Source organism: Streptomyces eurythermus (assembly GCF_014649115.1).
Taxonomy (GTDB): domain Bacteria; phylum Actinomycetota; class Actinomycetes; order Streptomycetales; family Streptomycetaceae; genus Streptomyces; species Streptomyces eurythermus.
Genome location: NZ_BMSK01000020.1, coordinates 131,872 through 149,477 on the forward strand (window position 1 = coordinate 131,872; position 17,606 = coordinate 149,477).

Below are 17,606 nucleotides of genomic sequence, written 5' to 3' on the forward strand. Positions count from 1 at the left end.
TTGTCCGTCGATAACAAGCGCAATAACCCAAACCCCGTACTGATCGGTATGGCGCCACTTAGAGTGCGGCAGCGGGACCGCTTTCCCGAAACTGCTCGGAGTCGCCCCCATGAACCCTCGTCGTCGTACCAGCTCGCCCCCCATACCGGGCCGCTCGGCCTATGGGGTGGCGTCCGCCGTCGCCTTGCTGCTCATCCCCGTGTCCGTGCTGGTCGGAGGCGTCCGGTTCCGCGAGTTCCTGAACTTCGGCGCGGGAGTGCTGTCCCTCGTCTCGCTGAGCTGCTCGGTGATCTGGGGCCTGTTCGCCCAGGACCGGATCTTTCTGAACACCCGGCAGCGGATCATCGGCCAGGCCGTGCACCGCACGACCGCGGTCGCCTCGATCGCGTTCCTGCTGCTGCACATCACCACGAAGATCGCGCTCGGTCACACGCGGGTGATCGCCGCGGTCGTCCCGTTCTCGCTCGGCGTCACCGGGATCGCCGGCCTGATCGGGCTGGGCTCGCTCGCCGGCCTGCTGATGATCTTCGTGGGGGTCACGGGCGCCCTGCGCGGCACCTTCGCCACGCCGGCCCCGGTCGCGGCGCGCTGGCGGGCCATGCACATGCTGGCCTACCCCGCCTGGTGCGCGGCGCTGATCCACGGTCTCTACGCGGGTCGCGCGGCCAAACCCGTCTTCGTGATCCTCTACAGCCTGTCGCTGCTCGGTGTGATGGGCGCCCTCGCGCTGCGCGCCGCGCCCCGCCCGGTCAAGCGCGGGGTCGCCGACCGGCTGGTGGCCCTGTTCGACCGGCCCGCACGGCCCGGACCCGACGAGCCGGCGGCGAGCCGCTCCCGGGCGGCCGGCCGGGACCTGACCGGCCCGCGAAGCGGCCGGGAAGCGCGGCCGGCGACCGCCTCCCCGCTCCACCGGCCCCCGGCCGCCGAGCCCGCCGCCGGTATCGCCGCGGCCTACCGCGCGGTGTCGGTCCCGAACCACCCGCCGCAGCCCTTCACGGCCGCCCAGGCCGCCGCCGGGGACCCGCCGCCGGCTCTCCGGCCCACGGAGGCCTTCCCGCGCGTGGACGGCCCCTCCGGCGCCTCCGCCGGCTGGCCGGTCCCCTCCCCGCCGCCGGTCGGCGAGGCCCCGCCGTCCGCGTACGACCCGCTCCAGGACACCGGGTACACCCTCCCGGCCCACGGCGGGCCGGGCGCGACCGGCTACGGCGGACGTGACGTGTACGACACCGCTGAGACGAACGGCTCCTACGGCACGTACCTCCCGGGTGACACGTTCGACAGCGGTCCCGCCACCGAACCGCTGCCCGGCTCGCCCTACGGGGCACCGGGTTCGGGCGAACCATGGAACACGCCTTCCGGAGGCTTCAAGTGAACGAGGCACTGCCCGACGTCCCCGAGGTCCGGGTGGTCGGTCTCCCCCAGCTCACGTCGGGCTTCGACCTTGTGGAGCGACTCGACCTGCCGATGCACCTGAAGGTGCACGGGCCGCTCGACCCGCTGGGCGGCGAGCAACTCGCCCAGCTCGCCGAACGCATCCACCTGAAGGGGCGCGGCGGAGCCGGTTTCCCCTTCCACAAGAAGCTGCGCTCGGTTGCCGAGTCGGCGATCAGGCGCGGGGTACGGCCGGTCGTCGTGGTCAACGGCAGCGAGGACGAGCCGGCCTGCCGCAAGGACACCGTGCTGATCAACCGGGCGCCACACCTCATCCTGGACGGCGCCCTGCTGTGCGCCGAGGCGCTCGGCGCGCGCACCCTCGTCGTCGGCGTCACCCGGGAGTCCACCCAGCGCTCCATGGAGGCCGCGCTCGCCGAACGCGGCCTGGGCAACAGCCGCAGATCGGCACTGCGCGCGTGGGTGCAGCGCAATCCGGTGCGCATGGTCACCGGTGCCGCCGCCTCGCTGATCCGCTCGATCGACGGCGGCCCGGCGATCCCGCCCGGCCGCAAGGTCAGCGCCTCGCGCAGCGGTGTCGGCGGGGCGCCCACGCTGCTGTCGAACGCGGAGACGTTCGCGCAGCTCGCCATAGCCGCCCGCATCGGCCCGGAGCGTTACGCCAACACGGGTCTGTACGACGAACCGGGCACCGTGATGCTCACCGTGTCCGGTGCGGTCGCCCGCCCGATGGTGATCGAGGTGCCCACGGGCGTGCCGCTGCGCTACGTGTTGCAGCTCGCGGGCGCCCCGCCGGTGCCGCAGGGGGTGCTGACCGGCGGCTACCACGGCAAGTGGATCGACGCGGCGACCGTGGACGAGGCGATCGTCTCCCGCAACTCGCTGGACGCGGTGGGCGGTTCGCTGGGCGCGGGCGCGATCCTGCCGATCGGCCAGGGGACGTGCCCGCTGGGCGAGTCGCTGCGGGTGGCGCAGTGGCTGGCCGAGGAGAGCGCCGGCCAGTGCGGGCCCTGCTATCTGGGGCTGCCCGCCGCCGCGCGCGGGCTGGAGGACGTCATGGGCGGGGGCGGACCGGCGGCCCTGGAGGCGCTGAAGCAGGTCGCGAGGAACGTGAAGCGGCGCGGCGCGTGTTCGCACCCGGACGGCTCGGCGATGTTCCTGGAGTCGACCATCAAGGCGTTCACCGACGACCTGGCGGCGCATGTCCTCGGCAATGGCTGCGGACGGCCCGTGGAGGGCGTTCTGCCGCTCTTCGAGGGGGGCAGGGCCGCTGCGGGCGGCACGGACGCCGCGGAGAGCGGCGAGAGCCGCCAGAGGATCCACGTGGACTGGACGCTGTGCCGGGGCCACGGGCTGTGCGCGGACATCCTGCCGGAGGTGTTCGAGCTCGGCGCGGACGGCTTCCCGACCGTCGCCCAGGCGCAGGTACCGCGGTACGCGGAGGCGAAGGCGCTGCGCGCGGTGCGCCGCTGCCCGGCGCTCGCCCTGCGCATCGAGGAGGACACGCGCGGGCAGGCGCCGTCGCGCAATCTGCCGGTGCTCTCCCAGGGGCGCGGCCGGCGCGCGCTGGGCCGCTGACCACACGTAGGGGGCGGGTCACCGGATCGGGTGACCCGCCCCTTGCCCCGGCCGCCCCTTGCGTTCCGCCGCGCCTTACGCCCCAATACGCCGAATGCGGACCATCCTTGGGATGGTCCGCATTCGACTTCTGTGGAGCTAAGGAGAATTGAACTCCTGACCTCCTGCATGCCATGCAGGCGCTCTACCAACTGAGCTATAGCCCCTTGTTTTGTTGTTTCGCCCGGTTCCCCCGGCGACGACGTAAACATTACAGGCCCGTGGCCGCAGCGCCAAATCGGTTTCAGCTTGACTCCGGTATGACCGCTAATGTCGGTTTTCATGCCCCGGATCACGCCGTTCACCGCACTCCGTCGGGTCCCGCTCGCCCTGGGCGTGTGCCTGCTGTCCTTCGCGGCGTTCTGGGCCGCGCAGCGGGCCGCGCACGTGTCGATGGTCGACCTGATGGTCTACCGGGCCGAGGGAGCCGCCGTGCGGACCGGCGACGACCTGTACGCGCTGCGCGCGACCACCGCCCGCCTGCCCGCCACCTACCCGCCGTTCGCCGCCCTGCTGTTCACCCCGCTGTCCCTGCCGGACACCGCGCTGCTGCGCACGCTGGCGACGGCCGGCAATCTCGCGCTGCTGGTGGTCTTCGTACGGCTGTCGCTGAAACTCGTCGGCCACGCGCGCGTGCGGGCCGTCTGGTGGGTCGCGGCGGTGGCCGTGTGGTGCGAACCGGTGTGGACGACCGTGCGCTACGGCCAGATCAATCTGCTGCTGGCCGTGCTGGTGCTGTGGGACCTGACCCGCCGGCCCGCCGGCGGCCACGACCGCTGGAGCGGGCTGGGCCTCGGACTGGCCGCCGCGGTGAAACTGACGCCCGCGCTGTTCCCCGTGTTCCTGCTCGCCACGGGCCTGGCGGACCGGCTGCGGGGCGGGCGGGGCGAGCCGTGGCTGCGGCACGCGCGCGGGGCGGCCGTCGCGTTCGCCGGGGCGACTGTGCTGGCGGCGGCCGTCCTGCCGTACGACTCCTGGCGGTTCTGGACGCGCACGGTGCTGCGCGCGAGCCGGGTCGGGCTGCCCGAGGACACCGGCAATCAGGCCCTGCGCGGCGTGCTGGCCCGCCTTCTGCACACGCCGGACCCGGCGGCCGTCTGGGCGGCCGGTGCCGCCGTACTGGCCGTCCTCGGTCTGACGGTGGCGGTGCGGGCGGAGTTCCGGGGGCGGCGGGCCTGGGCGGTGTGCGCCTGCGCGGTCACCGCCCTGCTGGTCAGCCCGGTGTCGTGGACCCACCACTGGGTGTGGTGCGTGCCGTTGGTGCTGCTGTTGTGGACGCGCGGGCACCGGGCGGCGGCCCTGGGCACCCTGCTGGTCTTCTGGTCGTACCTCCCGTGGTGGGTGCCGCACGGGCCCGGACGGCCGGAACTCCACCTGGGTGGCGCGCACTTGCTGCTGTCGGCCGGCTACGGCGTCACCGGTGCGGTCTTCCTCGCGCTGGCCCGGACATCGTCGCCGAGGCCCGGGAGCGCCGAGGCCGGCGTCAAGCCGTGACGAACTGGTAGAACCTCTTGAGCGTGCAGTGCTCCTCCAGGAGCCGGCCGTAGATCGGCTCGCCTTCCAGTTCCCGGTAGGTCTCGATGGGGTCGCCTTTTATGATCAGCGCCCGCGCGCACTCCTCGCACCAGTACTGGTAGGCGGGATTGATCGGCTCCATGTCGCGGACGATGGGCGTACCGCTCCCGCACCAGTCGCACTTCCGCCGGTGTGCCCCCATCGATCAGCTCCAGGTGTGGCCGCAGGCCGTGCACACGTATGAGATTCCGCCATTGTCGCCGAGCACCTGCGCGACGTGCGCGGAACCGCAGGAAGGGCAGCTCAGCCGGGTGATCGAATCCCGTATCAACGCCGCGTCGAGGAGGTGGCCGACCTCCTCGAGGATGCTCGCAGGCATCGCTACTCCCTCCCGTCGGGCCGCGTCCCCTTCCGGCCGTTTGATTCTGCCACGACCGGACCGACACGGTCAGCGACGCCTCAGTACCGGTCCGGACACGGCGTCCGCCGCGAACGCCTCCGCGTAGCTGTACGGCCCGAGGGGCCCGGACGACTCAAACTCCGGTGCGGGAAGGCCGTCCATGGCTGAAACACGAGAAATCCCGCCCCCTGGAGGGGACGGGATCCTCATCACCGATCTTGACCACTCGTCAGAGTGTCGATCAGTGGAGCTAAGGAGAATTGAACTCCTGACCTCCTGCATGCCATGCAGGCGCTCTACCAACTGAGCTATAGCCCCTTGCGTTCTTCCCGCTCGGCGGGGCGAACAAGAAGAACTTTAGCCTGTGACCTGCCGGAAAGTGAAATCCGGGGTCCGCAGGGCCCGGGACGGTCAGTCGTCGTCGCCGAGGACGGGCTCCGGGAGGGTGCCCGCGTTGTGCTCCAGCAGGCGCCAGCCGCGGGCGCCCTCGCCGAGCACGGACCAGCAGCAGTTGGAGAGGCCGCCGAGGCTCTCCCAGTGCCGGGACTCCAGGCCGAGGAGCCGGCCGATGGTGGTGCGGATGGTGCCGCCGTGGCTGACGACGACGAGGGTGCCGTCCTCGGGCAGCTTCTCGGCGTGCCGCAGCACGACGGGGGCGGCGCGGTCGGCGACCTCGGTCTCCAGTTCGCCGCCGCCGCGGCGGACCGCTTCCCCGCGCTTCCAGGCGGCGTACTCCTCGCCGTGGCGGGCGATGATCTCCTCGTGCGTCAGCCCCTGCCAGACGCCCGCGTAGGTCTCACGCAGGCCCTCCTCGCGGGTGACGTCGAGGCCGGTGAGGGCGGCCAGCTCGGCGGCCGTGTGCGCGGCCCGCCGCAGGTCCGACGAGACGATCGCGTCGGGCCGCAGGGAGGCGAGCAGCCGGGCGGCCCGGCGGGCCTGGCCCAGGCCCGTCTCGGTCAGCTCGACGTCCGTGGTGCCCTGGAAGCGCCGCTCGACGTTCCAGGAGGTCTGGCCGTGCCGCCACAGGATGATGCGGCGGCCCCGGCCCGTGCGGTCGGTCACCTCACCCGTGGCGCTCATCACCACTCCCCGCCCGGCTCCTGGTCGGCCTCGGCGGCCTGGAGCCTGGCGTGCTCCTCGGCCTTGCCGCGGGTGGCCTTGGCGTCGGCGGGCAGCTCGATCTCCGGGCAGTCCTTCCACAGCCGCTCCAGGGCGTAGAAGACCCGCTCCTCGCTGTGCTGGACGTGCACGACGATGTCGACGTAGTCGAGGAGGACCCAGCGGGCCTCCCGGTCGCCCTCGCGACGGACCGGCTTGGCGCCGAGTTCCTTCTGCAGGCGCTCCTCGATCTCGTCGACGATGGCCTTGACCTGGCGGTCGTTCGGCGCGGACGCGAGCAGGAAGGCGTCCGTGATCGACAGTACGTCGCTCACGTCGTAGGCGATGACGTCGTGGGCGAGCTTGTCGGCCGCCGCCTGGGCGGCGGTGTTGATGAGCTCAAGGGAACGGTCTGTGGCGGTCACTACATGGCTTTCCGTCGGCGGTCTTTTGTCATCAAGGGTCTCACGGACCGCCCGGCACACCCCACGGGATTACGGGCGGCACCCGGGGGCTCGCGGGCCGCGCTCCGCCGGGGAGCGCGGCCCCCGGGTCAGGACGAGGACGGCTTGTAGTCGCGGCCGAGGACCACCGAGACGTCGGCGCCGGAGGAGACGGTGCCCTTGGTGACGGAGCCGGCGGGCAGGCCGAGGGTCTTGGCGACCTCGGCGGCCTTGGCCTGGTCGGCGGCGTCCGCGTAGGTCACCTTGGAGGTGGCCTCGGTGCCGGAGGCGCTGCCGCCCTCCAGGAAGGTGAAGCCGCCGTTGAGGAGTACGACGCGGGCCTTCTCCGTGTCGTCCTTCACACCGGTGGCGTTCTGGACGGAGACCCGGACCGCGGAGCCGGCGCCGGGGCTCTTCGCGGTGCCGCCGAGGATGTCCTTCACCACGCTGTCACTCGTCTCGGCGCTGAGTGTGCCGTCGGGCCGCACGGGCAGCAGGGCGGTCTTGTAGTCGCCGCTCTTGGCCAGGTCTGCGAGCCTGGCGAGGAAGGTGCCGAGGTCCTTGTCGGTGAGCGGCGGATCGAGGATCTGCGCGAGCGTCTGGACGGTGACGGTGGCGGCGGCCGGGTCGGAGGACATCTTGCGCAGCACGCCCTGCATGACCTGGCCGAACCGCTGGAGCTGGGCGTTGTCGGACTCTCCGGAGGCACGGTAGGTCGCGTAGGCGACGGCCATCTTGCCGCTGAGGGTCTGGTCCCGGCCCTTGTGGACGAGCGGCGCGGCGCCCTTCTTCTTGGCGTCCGGGTCCGGCACGTCGGTGTCGGTGTCGATCTCGATGTTGCCGACGAGGTCGACGAGGTTCTGCAGGTAGGGGGTGTCGAGCCGCCAGCTGCCCTGGATGCTGGTGCCGAGGACGGTGTCGAGCTGGTCGCGGGTGCCGGAGGTGTCGTCGTCGTCCACGGACTTGGCGAGGGTCGTGGTGGAGCCGTCGTCGCCGGTCAGGGCCAGGGAGTTGGGCAGCAGGACCGTGGTGCCCTGCTTGGTGGTGGTGTTGTCGACCAGCAGCGCCGTGGAGGTGCCGCCCTTGACGGTGTTGTGCAGGTGGACGACGAGCACATCGCGTTTCTGGGCGGTGACCGGGGCGGCGGTGCCGGCCGGGCCGCCGGAGGACAGGCCGGGCAGCTTCCCGGCGTACCAGAGGTAGCCGACCCCGCCGGCCGCGACGACGGCGAGGACGACGAGCAGGGCGATGAGCCGGCTGCGGGCGCGGCGGCGGGCCTCCTCGCGGCGCTCGGTGCGGTTCTCGGTGAACTTCAGCCAGTCGATGACGTCCTCGGAGTCACCGTCCGGCTCCTCGACGAAGGCGAACTGTTCGGTGCGGTAGTCCGGCGCCTCGGCCCCGGGCCCGGTGTCCTCGGCGGTCGTGCCGCCTCGCCCCGCCGGACCGTCCTGCGCGGCCGGGGTGTCCTCGGCGGGGCCGGCCTGCTGCGGGATGTAGGCGGTCTGCTCGGCGACCCTGGGCTGCCGGCCGCCGCTCGCGGCCTGCCCGTAGGGGTCGTAGCCGCCGGTGTCCTGCGGTGCGGTACCGGTGCCGGTGCCGTACGGGTCGTAGGGGTCGTACGGGGCCTGGGACCCGTAGGGGTCCTGAGGGACGTAGGAGTCGTGGGTGGGGTACGGGTCCTGCGTGGCGTACGGGTCGTAGGCGGGCTGCTGGTGGCCGGTGGCGTACGGGTCGTAGCCGTAGCCCTGCTGCTGGGCGTAGGGGTCGTAGGCCGCCGGCTGGGGCTGCGGGACCTGCTGGGCCTGGGGAGCCTGCTCGGCCGGTACCTGCCGGTACACGGGCCGGCCGTACTCGTCGTAGCCGACGACTTCGTACGGAACGGCGCCGTAGCCCGCGTCACCCGCGTCGTATCGGTCGTTCACCGGTGCCCCTCTCGGCTCACTCGCCGCGGTACAGCTCGCGCTTGTCGATGTAGCGCACGACTCCGTCCGGGACCATGTACCAGATGGGGTCGCCCTTGGCGACTCGCGCGCGGCAGTCCGTGGAGGAGATGGCGAGGGCCGGCACCTCGACCAGCGAGACACCGCCTTCCGGCAGGCCCGGGTCGGTCAGGTGGTGGCCGGGGCGGGTGACGCCGATGAAGTGCGCGTAGGAGAACAGTTCCTCGGAGTTGTGCCAGGTCAGCAGCTGGGCGAGGGCGTCGGCGCCGGTGATGAAGAAGAGGTCGGTGTCCGGGTTGAGGGCACGCAGGTCGCGCAGGGTGTCGACGGTGTAGGTGGGGCCGCCGCGGTCGATGTCGATGCGGCTGACGGAGAACTGCGGGTTCTCGGCGGTCGCGATGACCGTCATCAGATAGCGGTCCTCGGCCGGGGAGACCCTGCGGTGCGACTTCTGCCACGGCTCGCCGGTGGGGACGAAGACCACCTCGTCCAGCTGGAACTGCGCGGCGACCTCGCTGGCCGCCACCAGGTGCCCGTGGTGGATCGGGTCGAAAGTCCCGCCCATGACGCCCAGGCGCCGCTTGCCCGTGTGGGCGGGGGCGTGGCCCGGTCCGTGCTGCGGGCGCTTCACCGTGTCGTCGGCCGTCTCGCGCGCCGGACCGGTAGGCATGTCCTGCTCTCCCATGCGTGCAGACCCTACCGGCCCGGCCTCGAACGTCCGGCCGGGGACGGGGTCCCCGCTCAGCGGTCGCGGTTGAAGCGCGTGGTGATCCACAGCAGCAGGAGCAGGATGACCAGGGCGCTGCCGCCGGTGATGGCCGGGTTCAGGCTGTTGTGGTTTCCGCCGTGCTCCTCGCCCTCGGCGGCGAGGGTGACCAACTGGGCTGCGGCGCTGTGGAAGCTCATCTTCGGCAGGACCTATCGCGTGTGGGCGGAATAAAGATGTCGGCTCATCGTAAGCGGGCGGCCGTGCGGCGATCACGTCGACTCCGCCGTTGGGGACGCGGGGGCGCCGGCGGCCGGCCCCGGCGAAGGGCGTTCGCCGCGGACGGGAGGGAACTTCCGGCGCGCGTCAGTCGTCCTTGCGCTTGTAGCCGCGCAACAGGAACCAGGCGGTCAGCGCACAGCCGAGGACCATCACGACCAGCACGACACGGAGCAGGTTGCCCGTCCCGTGCTGCTGGACGGCGCTCGTGGCGGCCTCGGTCAGCCGGGCGGCTGCGGGGTGGTGCTCCATGGCGGGGACTCCTTCGGGTGTACTGCCCGTCCACGGTATCTCCGCCTAGGCTGGGCCCCGCCTCGGGGGCGCGGTGGGCACTGACACGCACATGGGGGAAGACATGTCCGACGACGGCCGGCAGCAGGCGGGGCACGAGCGGCTGCCCGGCAGACAGCGCAGGCGTTTCCCGGGGATCTCCTCGCGGGCGTACGAGCACCCGGCGGACCGTTCGGCGCTGGTCGCGCTGCGCAAGCTGAGCGGGTTCGACACCGTGTTCAAGGCGCTCAGCGGGCTGCTGCCGGAGCGGAGCCTGAGGCTGCTGTTCCTGTCCGACTCGGTACGGGTCTCCGAGCGGCAGTTCTCCCACCTGCACGACATGCTGCTGGACGCCTGTTACATCCTGGACCTGGAGAAGGTCCCGCTGATGTACGTCACGCAGGATCCGCGGCCGAGCGCGATGTGCGTCGGCCTGGACGAGCCGATCATCGTGCTCAGCACGGGGCTGGTGGAGCTCCTCGACGAGGAGGAGATGCGGGCGGTCATCGGGCACGAGGTGGGGCACGCGCTGTCCGGGCACTCGGTGTACCGCACGGTCCTGCTGTTCCTGACCAGCCTCGCGGTGAAGGTCGCGTGGATCCCGCTCGGCAGTCTCGCGGTCACGGCGATCGTCACGGCGCTGCGGGAGTGGTTCCGCAAGTCGGAGCTGTCCGCCGACCGGGCGGGCCTGCTGGTGGGCCAGGACGTACGGGCCTCGATGCGGGGCCTGATGAAGACGGCGGGCGGCAACCACCTGCACGAGATGAACGTGGACGCGTTCCTGGAGCAGGCCGAGGAGTACGAGTCCGGCGGTGACCTGCGCGACTCCGTGCTGAAGATCCTGAACGTGCTGCCCCGGTCCCACCCGTTCACCACCGTGCGGGCCGCCGAGCTGAAGAAGTGGGCCGAGTCGCGGGACTACCAGCGGATCATGGACGGCCACTACCCGCGGCGCGGCGAGGACAAGGACGCCTCCGTCAGCGACTCCTTCCGCGAGTCGGCGGCCGGCTACGCGAACGATGTGAAGAGCTCCAAGGACCCGCTGATGAAGCTGGTCACGGACCTCGCGGGTGGCGCGGGCGACCTGGGCGGCCGGGTCCGGCGCGGCTTCGACGGCTTCCGCAGCCCTCCGCCGGCCGCGGGGGACACACCGGGCACGGACGCGTAGCCCGGCCTCCCGCCTCCGCCTCGGCGGCCTTCTCGGAGCGCGGCCGACAGTCCTCGCGAGTCACGGCCGGCGCCCCTCGCGGGGGTCGCGGCCGGCGCCCCTCGCGGGGCCACGGCCCGGCAGCCCTCCCCGGAGCGCGTCCGGTACCTCTCCGCCTGCATGTGGCCGACGCCCTCCGGCAACACGGCCCGCGGCCCTCCCAGAGCGCGGCCGACACCTCCCCGGCGGCCCGTGGCCTACGCCCTCCCAGCAACCCTCCCCGCAGCGCGTCCGGCACCCTTCGCCGGGTCGCGGCCGGCGGCCTCCCGGAGCACGTCCGGCACCCCTCGCAGTGCCGGCCGGCAGGCCTCATGCGCTCGGTTGCGCCCCCGTGGCCAGCGTTCCGCAGACGGACGCCGGGCTGTCCGTGTCGTAGGGGTTGGTGCCCGCGGGGCGGCCCGTCCCGGCCGTCTGGCCGGCGAGGAGGGGCCGCAGGTAGGCCGAGGCGTCCTCGGCGCAGGCGAGGGGGCCCGCCTGGACGTAGGCCGCGAGCAGCTGGACCTGGCGGGTGCGCAGGTCGTCGCGGTCCAGGTGGAACGTCAGCTCGCGGCGGACCGTGAAGAGGGACGCGGGGGCCCGCGAGGCGGCGCCGGTGGGGCGCAGGGCGTAGACGAAGGTGTGGTCGGCGGAGACCTCCAGCGTCGCCGCGTCGGCCTCGGTGACGTGCAGGGAGCCGAAGGCGCGGATCCGGTCGTCGGCCAGCCGGGCCCGCGCGGGGTCGATGCGGACCATCCAGCCCGTGGACGCGTGCCGCCCGTCCGCGGCGGGGTGGGTGACGCTCCGGTCGAACTGGTCGAGCTGCCCGGAGTCGACCAGGGCGCGGACGGGGCGCACCTCGCGGCCGGCCAGCACCTCGGGGTGGAGGGAGGAGCGGACGATGTAGTCCTTGACGGCGGTGAGGGCGGTCATCACCTGGCTGTCGGAGAAGTGGGCGGTGCTGCGCGAGGCCGGCAGCGGGATGCCCTCGGCGCCGATGTCGAAGGGGGCGGCGGGGCTGTGCGTGAACAGCCGCTCGGGGTCGGCGGCGCCGGGCACCCTGCCCTGCGGGGCGAGCGGGACGACGGTGGTCCGCAGGGCCTCCACGGACCGGCGGACCGGCGTGGAGCCGTAGGGGTGGCGGACGCCCATGTAGAGGGCGGTGCCGAAGGCGACGGCGATCAGCAGGGCGAGGACCAGGACCTGCCGGGTGAGCCCGCGGCGCAGGGGCGGGCGGCGGCGCACGGCGGGCGCGTGGTCGGCCATCCGCTCCGCGGCGGAGGACTCCTGGAGCCGGGCAGCACGGACGAACGACTCGTCGAAGACGACGGATCGGTATTCGTCCTCCGCACCGCCGGGGCCGCCCTCGGGTGTCCCCTCCGGTGGGTCGCCAGGCCCGCCCATACCTTCAGAGTAGGTCCGGCGGGCCCCGGGTAAACGCCCGGCTGACGACAACTTCTGACAGGTTCTCAACAGGCGCGGACGGGGGCTCGAAGGGCGCTCAGGGGGAGTGCGGGACGGCCGAGACGGCCGGCCGGGGATGGTCGTCCGAGGCGGCGGGGGCGGAGGCGGCGTCCTTGCCGACGCCGGTCGAGGCCGGCGCGGGCACCCGGTCGCGGGTGCCCGAGGAGCCTCCCCGGTAGACGGCGGCGAAGGCCAGGGCGACCATGCCGATGCCCATCACCACGGCCAGGACCCAGGCGACGGGACGGTGCCAGCGGACCTGCTTGCCGTACGGGCCGTGGAAGCCGTCGCCGAGGACGTAGGCGTCGTCCGGCTCGTCATCGTCGTGATCTTGGCCGAATCGGGCGCCGTCGGGGCCGTAGCCGTCGTCGTGGCGCTCGCCCCGGGCGTGGGCACGGCGGGCCTCCGCCTCGGTGGCCTCGGCTCTGGCCTGGGCGGCGGCCAGGAGGCGTTCGACGGCGGACGGTTCATGGACCGTGGCCGCCTGTACGAAGGCCTCGTCGAAGACCACGGAGGCGAACTCTTCGTCCGACACCCCGTGGTCGTGGTCGTCGTCGGGCTCCCAGCCGTCAGGGAACGGCGTACCCCCCACGTCCTCCGGCACGGATCCAGAGTAGACCTGGGGGGTCAATTTGGGCAGACGGTATGGAAATTCGTCTGTCTGGTGGGACGCCTTTCGGCCTGCTTCCCCGGAGCCGGGTGCGCTCGGCCGGACGGGTGAACCTCAGCGGCGTACGTGCCCGTCGCCGGTGACGATGTACTTCGTGCTGGTCAGCTCCGGCAGCCCCATCGGGCCGCGGGCGTGCAGCTTCTGGGTGGAGATGCCGATCTCGGCGCCGAAGCCGAACTGGCCGCCGTCGGTGAAGCGGGTGGAGGCGTTCACGGCGACGGTGGTGGAGTCGACCAACTGGGTGAAGCGGCGGGCGGCCTGCTGGGAGGTGGTGACGATGGCCTCGGTGTGGCCGGAGGTCCACAGCCGGATGTGCTCGACGGCCTTGTCCAGCGAGTCGACCACCGCGGCGGCGATGTCGTGGGAGAGGTACTCGGTCTCCCAGTCCTCGGGGGTGGCCTCGACCGCGGTGACCTTGGAGTCCTTGGCGTAGGCCATGACCCGCTCGTCGGCGTGGACGGTGACCCCGGCCTCGGCGAGGGCGTCCAGGGCGCGGGGCAGGAACGCGGGGGCGATGTCCTGGTGGACGAGGAGGGTCTCGGCGGCGTTGCAGACGCTGACCCGCTGGGCCTTGGAGTTGATCAGGATCTCGACGGCCGTGTCGATGTCGGCCTGGGCGTCGACGTAGACGTGGCAGTTGCCGGTGCCGGTCTCGATCACGGGGACCGTGGACTCGTTGACCACGGTCCGGATCAGGGACGCGCCGCCGCGCGGGATGAGGACGTCGACCAGGCCGCGGGCGCGCATCAGCTCGCGGACGGAGTCGCGGCTCTCGCCGGGCACGAGCTGCACGGCGTCGGCGGGGAGCCCGGCGCCGCCGACGGCGTCGCGGATCACCCGGACGAGGGCGGTGTTGGACGCGTAGGCGGAGGCGGAGCCGCGCAGCAGGACGGCGTTGCCGGACTTCAGGCACAGGGCCGCCGCGTCGACGGTCACGTTCGGGCGGGCCTCGTAGATGATGCCGACGACGCCGAGCGGTACGCGGACCTGGCGCAGGTCGATGCCGTTGGGAAGGGTGGAGCCGCGGACGACCTCGCCGACCGGGTCGGGCAGCTTGGCCACGTCGCGGACGTCGGAGGCGATGGCGCGGACCCGCTCGGGGGTGAGGGTGAGCCGGTCGACGATGGCCTCGCTGGTGCCGCTCTCCCGGGCCTTGGCCACGTCCTTGGCGTTGGCCTCGACGATCTCGGCGGTCCGGACCTCCAGGGCGTCGGCGATGGCGAGCAGCGCGTCGTCCTTCACGGCGCGCGGGAGCGGCGCGAGGTCGGCGGCGGCGGCCTTGGCCCGGTAGGCGGCCTGGGTGACCGGGGACATCGAGTCGTACGGCGAGAGCGTGGTCATGGGGGAAGGGTAGTGCGCGGGGCGCCGCCGTTCAGCGGTCGTCCCACACCCCGAGACACCCCAAAAGGGGTGAACCCCTCCCCCGGGGCCCCTGCCCGGCCCCGCTCAGAACGGGTGGACGCCCACCGGGGTCGCCGGTGGCGGGCCGTAGCCCTCGGCGATGCGGTGGTGGTAGGTCTCGCGGTCGATGACCTCCAGGCCGACGATCTCCCAGGCGGGCAGGCCGGCGGTCTGCCGGTGCTCGCCCCACAGGCGCAGCGCCACCGCGGCGGCGTCGTGCAGGTCGCGGGCCTCTTCCCAGTACCGGATCTCCGCGTGGTCGGTCGCGTATCTGCTGGTCAGCAGGAAGGGGTGGTCGTGGGCGAGCTGTTCCAGGGCCCGCCGCAGTTCCGGCAGCGGGACCTTCTCGCCGGAGACGCTCAGGGTGACGTGCCACAGCCTGGGCAGGTCCCTGGGTTCCTCGTAGGTGTCCCCGGCCGCGACGCTCGTCAGAGCACCGCGGGACGCCGCCCCCGGGCGCACTCGTCTCACGACGGCCTCCTTCACGCATGGCCGGCAAGGCCGTATGGCTCGCTTGGCCCCTTGACGGAACGTGTTCCCTTCAACATGTTCCCGAGACAAAGTGGAGCAGGCCGCAGAGCTTCGTGTGGGGGTTTTACGGAACGTCCCCCACCAGGGGCGTTCCGTACGCTCCGCTTTACGAGTGGTTTTGCGAGCCTCACACGTGCAGGAGCACCAGGTCGTCCCTGTGTACGACCTCGCGTTCGTACGCGGCGCCCAGCTCACGCGCCAGCTCACGCGTCGAACGCCCGATCAGCAGGGGGATCTCCTTGGCGTCGAAGTTGACGAGCCCCCGGGCCACCGCGCGGCCCCGCGCGTCCCGCAGTTCGACGGGGTCGCCGGCGCTGAACTCGCCCTCCACCGCGGCGATTCCGGCGGGCAGCAGCGACTTGCGCCCGTTCACGACCGCGTCCACCGCGCCGTCGTCCAGGGTCAGCGCGCCCTGCGGGGTGGAGGCGTGCTGGAGCCACAGCAGCCGGTCGGCGAAGCGCTTGCCGGTGGGGTGGAAGTAGGTGCCGGTGTCACCGCCGGCCAGGGCCTCGGCCGCGTGCACGGCGCTGGTGAGCACCACCGGGATGCCGGCGGCAGCGGCGATCCGCGCGGCCTCCACCTTGGTGACCATGCCGCCGGTGCCGACGCCGGCCTTGCCCGCGCTGCCGATCTCGACGTCCGCGAGGTCCCGCGGGCTCCTCACCTCGGCTATCCGGGAGGTGCCGGGCCGGCTGGGGTCGCCGTCGTAGACGCCGTCGACGTCGGAGAGGAGGACGAGCAGGTCGGCGTGGACGAGGTGGGCGACGAGCGCGGCGAGGCGGTCGTTGTCGCCGAAGCGGATCTCGTCGGTGGCGACCGTGTCGTTCTCGTTGACGATCGGGAAGGCGCCCATCGCGAGCAGCTCGTCGAGGGTGCGGGAGGCGTTGCGGTGGTGGGCGCGGCGGCTCATGTCGTCGCTGGTGAGCAGGATCTGGCCGACGCGGACGCCGTAGCGGGCGAAGGAGGCGGTGTAGCGGGCGACGAGCAGGCCCTGGCCGACGCTGGCGGCGGCCTGCTGGCGGGCGAGGTCCTTGGGGCGGCGGCGCAGGCCGAGCGGGGCGAGGCCGGCGGCGATGGCGCCGGAGGAGACCAGGACGATCTCCCGCTCGCCCCCGCTGCGGCTCTTGGCGAGGACGTCCACGAGGGCGTCCACGCGGTCGGCGTCCAGGCCGCCCTCGGCGGTGGTCAGCGACGACGAACCCACCTTGACGACGATCCTGCGGGCCTCGCCCACGGCCTGCCTTGCCCTTGCCACGGTGCCTTCCGTCCCCTCGCGCGCTGTCCGGCTGCCTGTTCCGGCAATCTACGCGAAGCCGTGTGGATGGTGCGCCCGGGTCCGGTGGATGGACAGCGGCGGACCCGCTTTCCGGCAGGGCGCGCGGTCGCGGGCTGTGACCGGTCACGCGCCCTCCGGAATCGCGGAGACGTCCCTGTTCTTCGGCGGAGAACCGCCGTGGGGCCGCGGCCGCCGGTCCGGCGCGGTCTGAGAGCATGGGGTCCATGCGTCAATCGGGTTCGACACGTGCCGCCGTGAGCGCGGTCTGTGGTGCGATGGCCGTCATGTCCCTCGCGGGATGCGGGAGTTCGGACCACGGTAAGCCGGCCGCTCACGCCCGGACGGACGACGCCCAGCCGCGGCAGGCGCCGTTGAAGCGGATCCCCGGTGTCGGGGACCGGCTGTGGAACCGCGTGCCGGCGGACTCCCGTCAGGTGGTCGTCGTGTACGGCGCGGGCAGGAACTCCCCCGATTCCACCATCGCCCTCTTCGGCAAGCACGGTTCGGTGTGGAAGCAGGAGCGCTCCTGGACCGGGCACAACGGCCGGCGCGGCTGGACGACGAACCACCACGAGGGCGACCAGCGCAGCCCGGTGGGCGTGTTCACGCTGACCGACGCGGGCGGGGTGAACGCCGCGCCGGACGCCAGGCTGCCCTACACCAGGTCCGCGGCCTTCCAGGCGCCCCACTACTGGAAGAAGTCGTCCTGGCACGACTTCGACTACGTCATCGCCATCGACTACAACCGGGTGAAGGGCACCGCGCCCAACGATCCGACCCGGCCGCTGGGCCAGTCCAAGGGCGGCGGCATCTGGCTGCACGTGGACCACGGCGGCGGGACCTCGGCGTGCGTCAGCCAGTCCGTGCCGGACATGCGGTACCTGCTGCGCACGCTCGACCCGAAGGCGCACCCCGTCGTGGTGATGGGCGACCGGGACGACCTGAAGGCGTGAGCCGGTCCGGGTCCTGACGACGGGGCCCAGCGCCTCAGCCGGGCAGTGGCCCACGAGGCCGCGCGTCGTCCCGGCGGTCCCCTCTTCACCGTTCCGTGCCGGGCGCGGCACGCCCCGAACCCTCTTTCCGTGCCGGGTCCTCACGGCACGTTTCGAACGCGCCGACGCACCCCGGCGCCGCCCGCATATTTTTCGCCACCTGGGCCGAAATACCGGGGATGACTCGCTTCCATGCTCGTTTCGCCTGGTCATAAGGGGCTTCGGCGCCGACCCGCCCGTCCCTTTCACCTTCGACAGGGCACCCCCGCGGCGACAGACAACCTCAGCCAGTTACTCATTCGATGGAATCGCCACACATCCAATCGAGCATCCCCAAATCAACGGCGCCCCATACCTGAGGTTGCGCCAACTTCAAGCCATAACACAAGAATTCACCATCGGATTACGAAAAATTCTGGTGGTCAACAC

At 72.4% G+C, this 17,606-nt stretch carries 18 protein-coding genes and 2 tRNA genes; 5 read left to right on the forward strand and 15 right to left on the reverse strand.

All coding sequences use genetic code 11. The annotated features are described in order from the left end of the window. Positions 1 to 109 precede the first annotated feature (109 nt). The gene (locus IE251_RS32285) at positions 110 to 1,372 is read left to right on the forward strand and encodes a ferric reductase-like transmembrane domain-containing protein (protein WP_189756495.1); all 1,263 of its coding nucleotides are present in this window, start codon (positions 110 to 112) and stop codon (positions 1,370 to 1,372) included. Continuing rightward, positions 1,369 to 2,970 carry an NADH-quinone oxidoreductase subunit NuoF family protein gene (locus tag IE251_RS32290; RefSeq protein WP_189756496.1) on the forward strand — a complete coding sequence of 534 codons (1,602 nt, stop codon included), beginning with the start codon at positions 1,369 to 1,371 and terminating at the stop codon, positions 2,968 to 2,970. The genes IE251_RS32285 and IE251_RS32290 overlap by 4 nt, the downstream gene beginning before the upstream one ends. A gap of 133 nt (positions 2,971 to 3,103) precedes the next feature. On the opposite strand, the gene IE251_RS32295 is transcribed toward IE251_RS32290, so the two are convergent. After that, positions 3,104 to 3,176: transfer RNA gene (locus IE251_RS32295), tRNA-Ala, on the reverse strand. A 115-nt stretch (positions 3,177 to 3,291) separates the two neighbouring features. On the opposite strand from IE251_RS32295, the gene IE251_RS32300 reads away from it, so the two are divergent. Beyond that, positions 3,292 to 4,503, forward strand: a complete 1,212-nt coding sequence (locus IE251_RS32300) for a glycosyltransferase 87 family protein (RefSeq protein WP_189756497.1) — start codon at positions 3,292 to 3,294, stop codon at positions 4,501 to 4,503. Here the strand turns inward: IE251_RS32300 and IE251_RS32305 are convergent. From IE251_RS32305 to IE251_RS32345, 9 genes are all read right to left on the reverse strand, one after another. After that, positions 4,493 to 4,726: a hypothetical protein gene (locus IE251_RS32305; RefSeq protein ID WP_030605004.1), complete on the reverse strand. Its 234-nt coding sequence runs from the start codon at positions 4,724 to 4,726 to the stop codon at positions 4,493 to 4,495. The two genes, IE251_RS32300 and IE251_RS32305, sit on opposite strands and share 11 nt — an antisense overlap. Before the next feature lie 3 nt (positions 4,727 to 4,729). Next, positions 4,730 to 4,903, reverse strand: coding sequence for a hypothetical protein (locus IE251_RS32310; protein WP_106980580.1), 174 nt, complete (start codon positions 4,901 to 4,903; stop codon positions 4,730 to 4,732). A 266-nt stretch (positions 4,904 to 5,169) separates the two neighbouring features. Continuing rightward, positions 5,170 to 5,242, reverse strand: a tRNA-Ala gene (locus IE251_RS32315). Between the two features lie 93 nt (positions 5,243 to 5,335). Beyond that, a complete protein-coding gene (locus IE251_RS32320) occupies positions 5,336 to 6,004 on the reverse strand; it encodes a histidine phosphatase family protein (protein WP_189756498.1) in 669 nt (222 codons plus the stop codon). Then, positions 6,004 to 6,447: a ribosome silencing factor gene (gene rsfS, locus IE251_RS32325; protein ID WP_030777295.1), complete on the reverse strand. Its 444-nt coding sequence runs from the start codon at positions 6,445 to 6,447 to the stop codon at positions 6,004 to 6,006. Before rsfS ends, IE251_RS32320 begins: the two co-directional genes overlap by 1 nt. A gap of 128 nt (positions 6,448 to 6,575) precedes the next feature. Continuing rightward, on the reverse strand, positions 6,576 to 8,387 hold the full coding sequence (locus IE251_RS32330; RefSeq protein ID WP_189756499.1) for an LCP family protein: 1,812 nt from the start codon (positions 8,385 to 8,387) through the stop codon (positions 6,576 to 6,578). A 16-nt stretch (positions 8,388 to 8,403) separates the two neighbouring features. Then, a complete protein-coding gene (nadD, locus tag IE251_RS32335; RefSeq protein ID WP_189756500.1) occupies positions 8,404 to 9,090 on the reverse strand; it encodes a nicotinate-nucleotide adenylyltransferase in 687 nt (228 codons plus the stop codon). Positions 9,091 to 9,146: 56 nt separating this feature from the next. Continuing rightward, positions 9,147 to 9,311, reverse strand: coding sequence for a hypothetical protein (locus IE251_RS32340; RefSeq protein ID WP_094221154.1), 165 nt, complete (start codon positions 9,309 to 9,311; stop codon positions 9,147 to 9,149). 166 nt (positions 9,312 to 9,477) lie between these two features. Continuing rightward, entirely contained in the window at positions 9,478 to 9,642 is a 165-nt protein-coding gene (locus IE251_RS32345) for a hypothetical protein (RefSeq protein ID WP_189756501.1), read from the reverse strand. Positions 9,643 to 9,745: 103 nt separating this feature from the next. Here IE251_RS32345 and IE251_RS32350 point away from each other — a divergent pair, with 103 nt between their 5' ends. Further along, positions 9,746 to 10,828, forward strand: a complete 1,083-nt coding sequence (locus IE251_RS32350) for a M48 family metallopeptidase (RefSeq protein WP_189756502.1) — start codon at positions 9,746 to 9,748, stop codon at positions 10,826 to 10,828. A gap of 348 nt (positions 10,829 to 11,176) precedes the next feature. On the opposite strand, the gene IE251_RS32355 is transcribed toward IE251_RS32350, so the two are convergent. From IE251_RS32355 to proB, 5 genes are all read right to left on the reverse strand, one after another. Beyond that, positions 11,177 to 12,247 (reverse strand): SCO2583 family membrane protein, encoded by a 1,071-nt coding sequence (locus tag IE251_RS32355; RefSeq protein ID WP_189756503.1) that lies wholly within the window; start codon positions 12,245 to 12,247, stop codon positions 11,177 to 11,179. A 97-nt stretch (positions 12,248 to 12,344) separates the two neighbouring features. Next, positions 12,345 to 12,911: an SCO2584 family spore wall biosynthesis protein gene (locus IE251_RS32360; RefSeq protein WP_444545177.1), complete on the reverse strand. Its 567-nt coding sequence runs from the start codon at positions 12,909 to 12,911 to the stop codon at positions 12,345 to 12,347. 120 nt (positions 12,912 to 13,031) lie between these two features. Then, a complete protein-coding gene (locus tag IE251_RS32365) occupies positions 13,032 to 14,318 on the reverse strand; it encodes a glutamate-5-semialdehyde dehydrogenase (protein WP_189756505.1) in 1,287 nt (428 codons plus the stop codon). Positions 14,319 to 14,423: 105 nt separating this feature from the next. Beyond that, positions 14,424 to 14,849 carry a DUF8830 family protein gene (locus tag IE251_RS32370; protein WP_030777314.1) on the reverse strand — a complete coding sequence of 142 codons (426 nt, stop codon included), beginning with the start codon at positions 14,847 to 14,849 and terminating at the stop codon, positions 14,424 to 14,426. A gap of 187 nt (positions 14,850 to 15,036) precedes the next feature. Continuing rightward, the gene (gene proB, locus IE251_RS32375; RefSeq protein WP_189756520.1) at positions 15,037 to 16,143 is read right to left on the reverse strand and encodes a glutamate 5-kinase; all 1,107 of its coding nucleotides are present in this window, start codon (positions 16,141 to 16,143) and stop codon (positions 15,037 to 15,039) included. Between the two features lie 266 nt (positions 16,144 to 16,409). On the opposite strand from proB, the gene IE251_RS32380 reads away from it, so the two are divergent. Beyond that, positions 16,410 to 17,138 (forward strand): hypothetical protein, encoded by a 729-nt coding sequence (locus IE251_RS32380; protein WP_189756506.1) that lies wholly within the window; start codon positions 16,410 to 16,412, stop codon positions 17,136 to 17,138. Positions 17,139 to 17,606 lie beyond the last annotated feature (468 nt).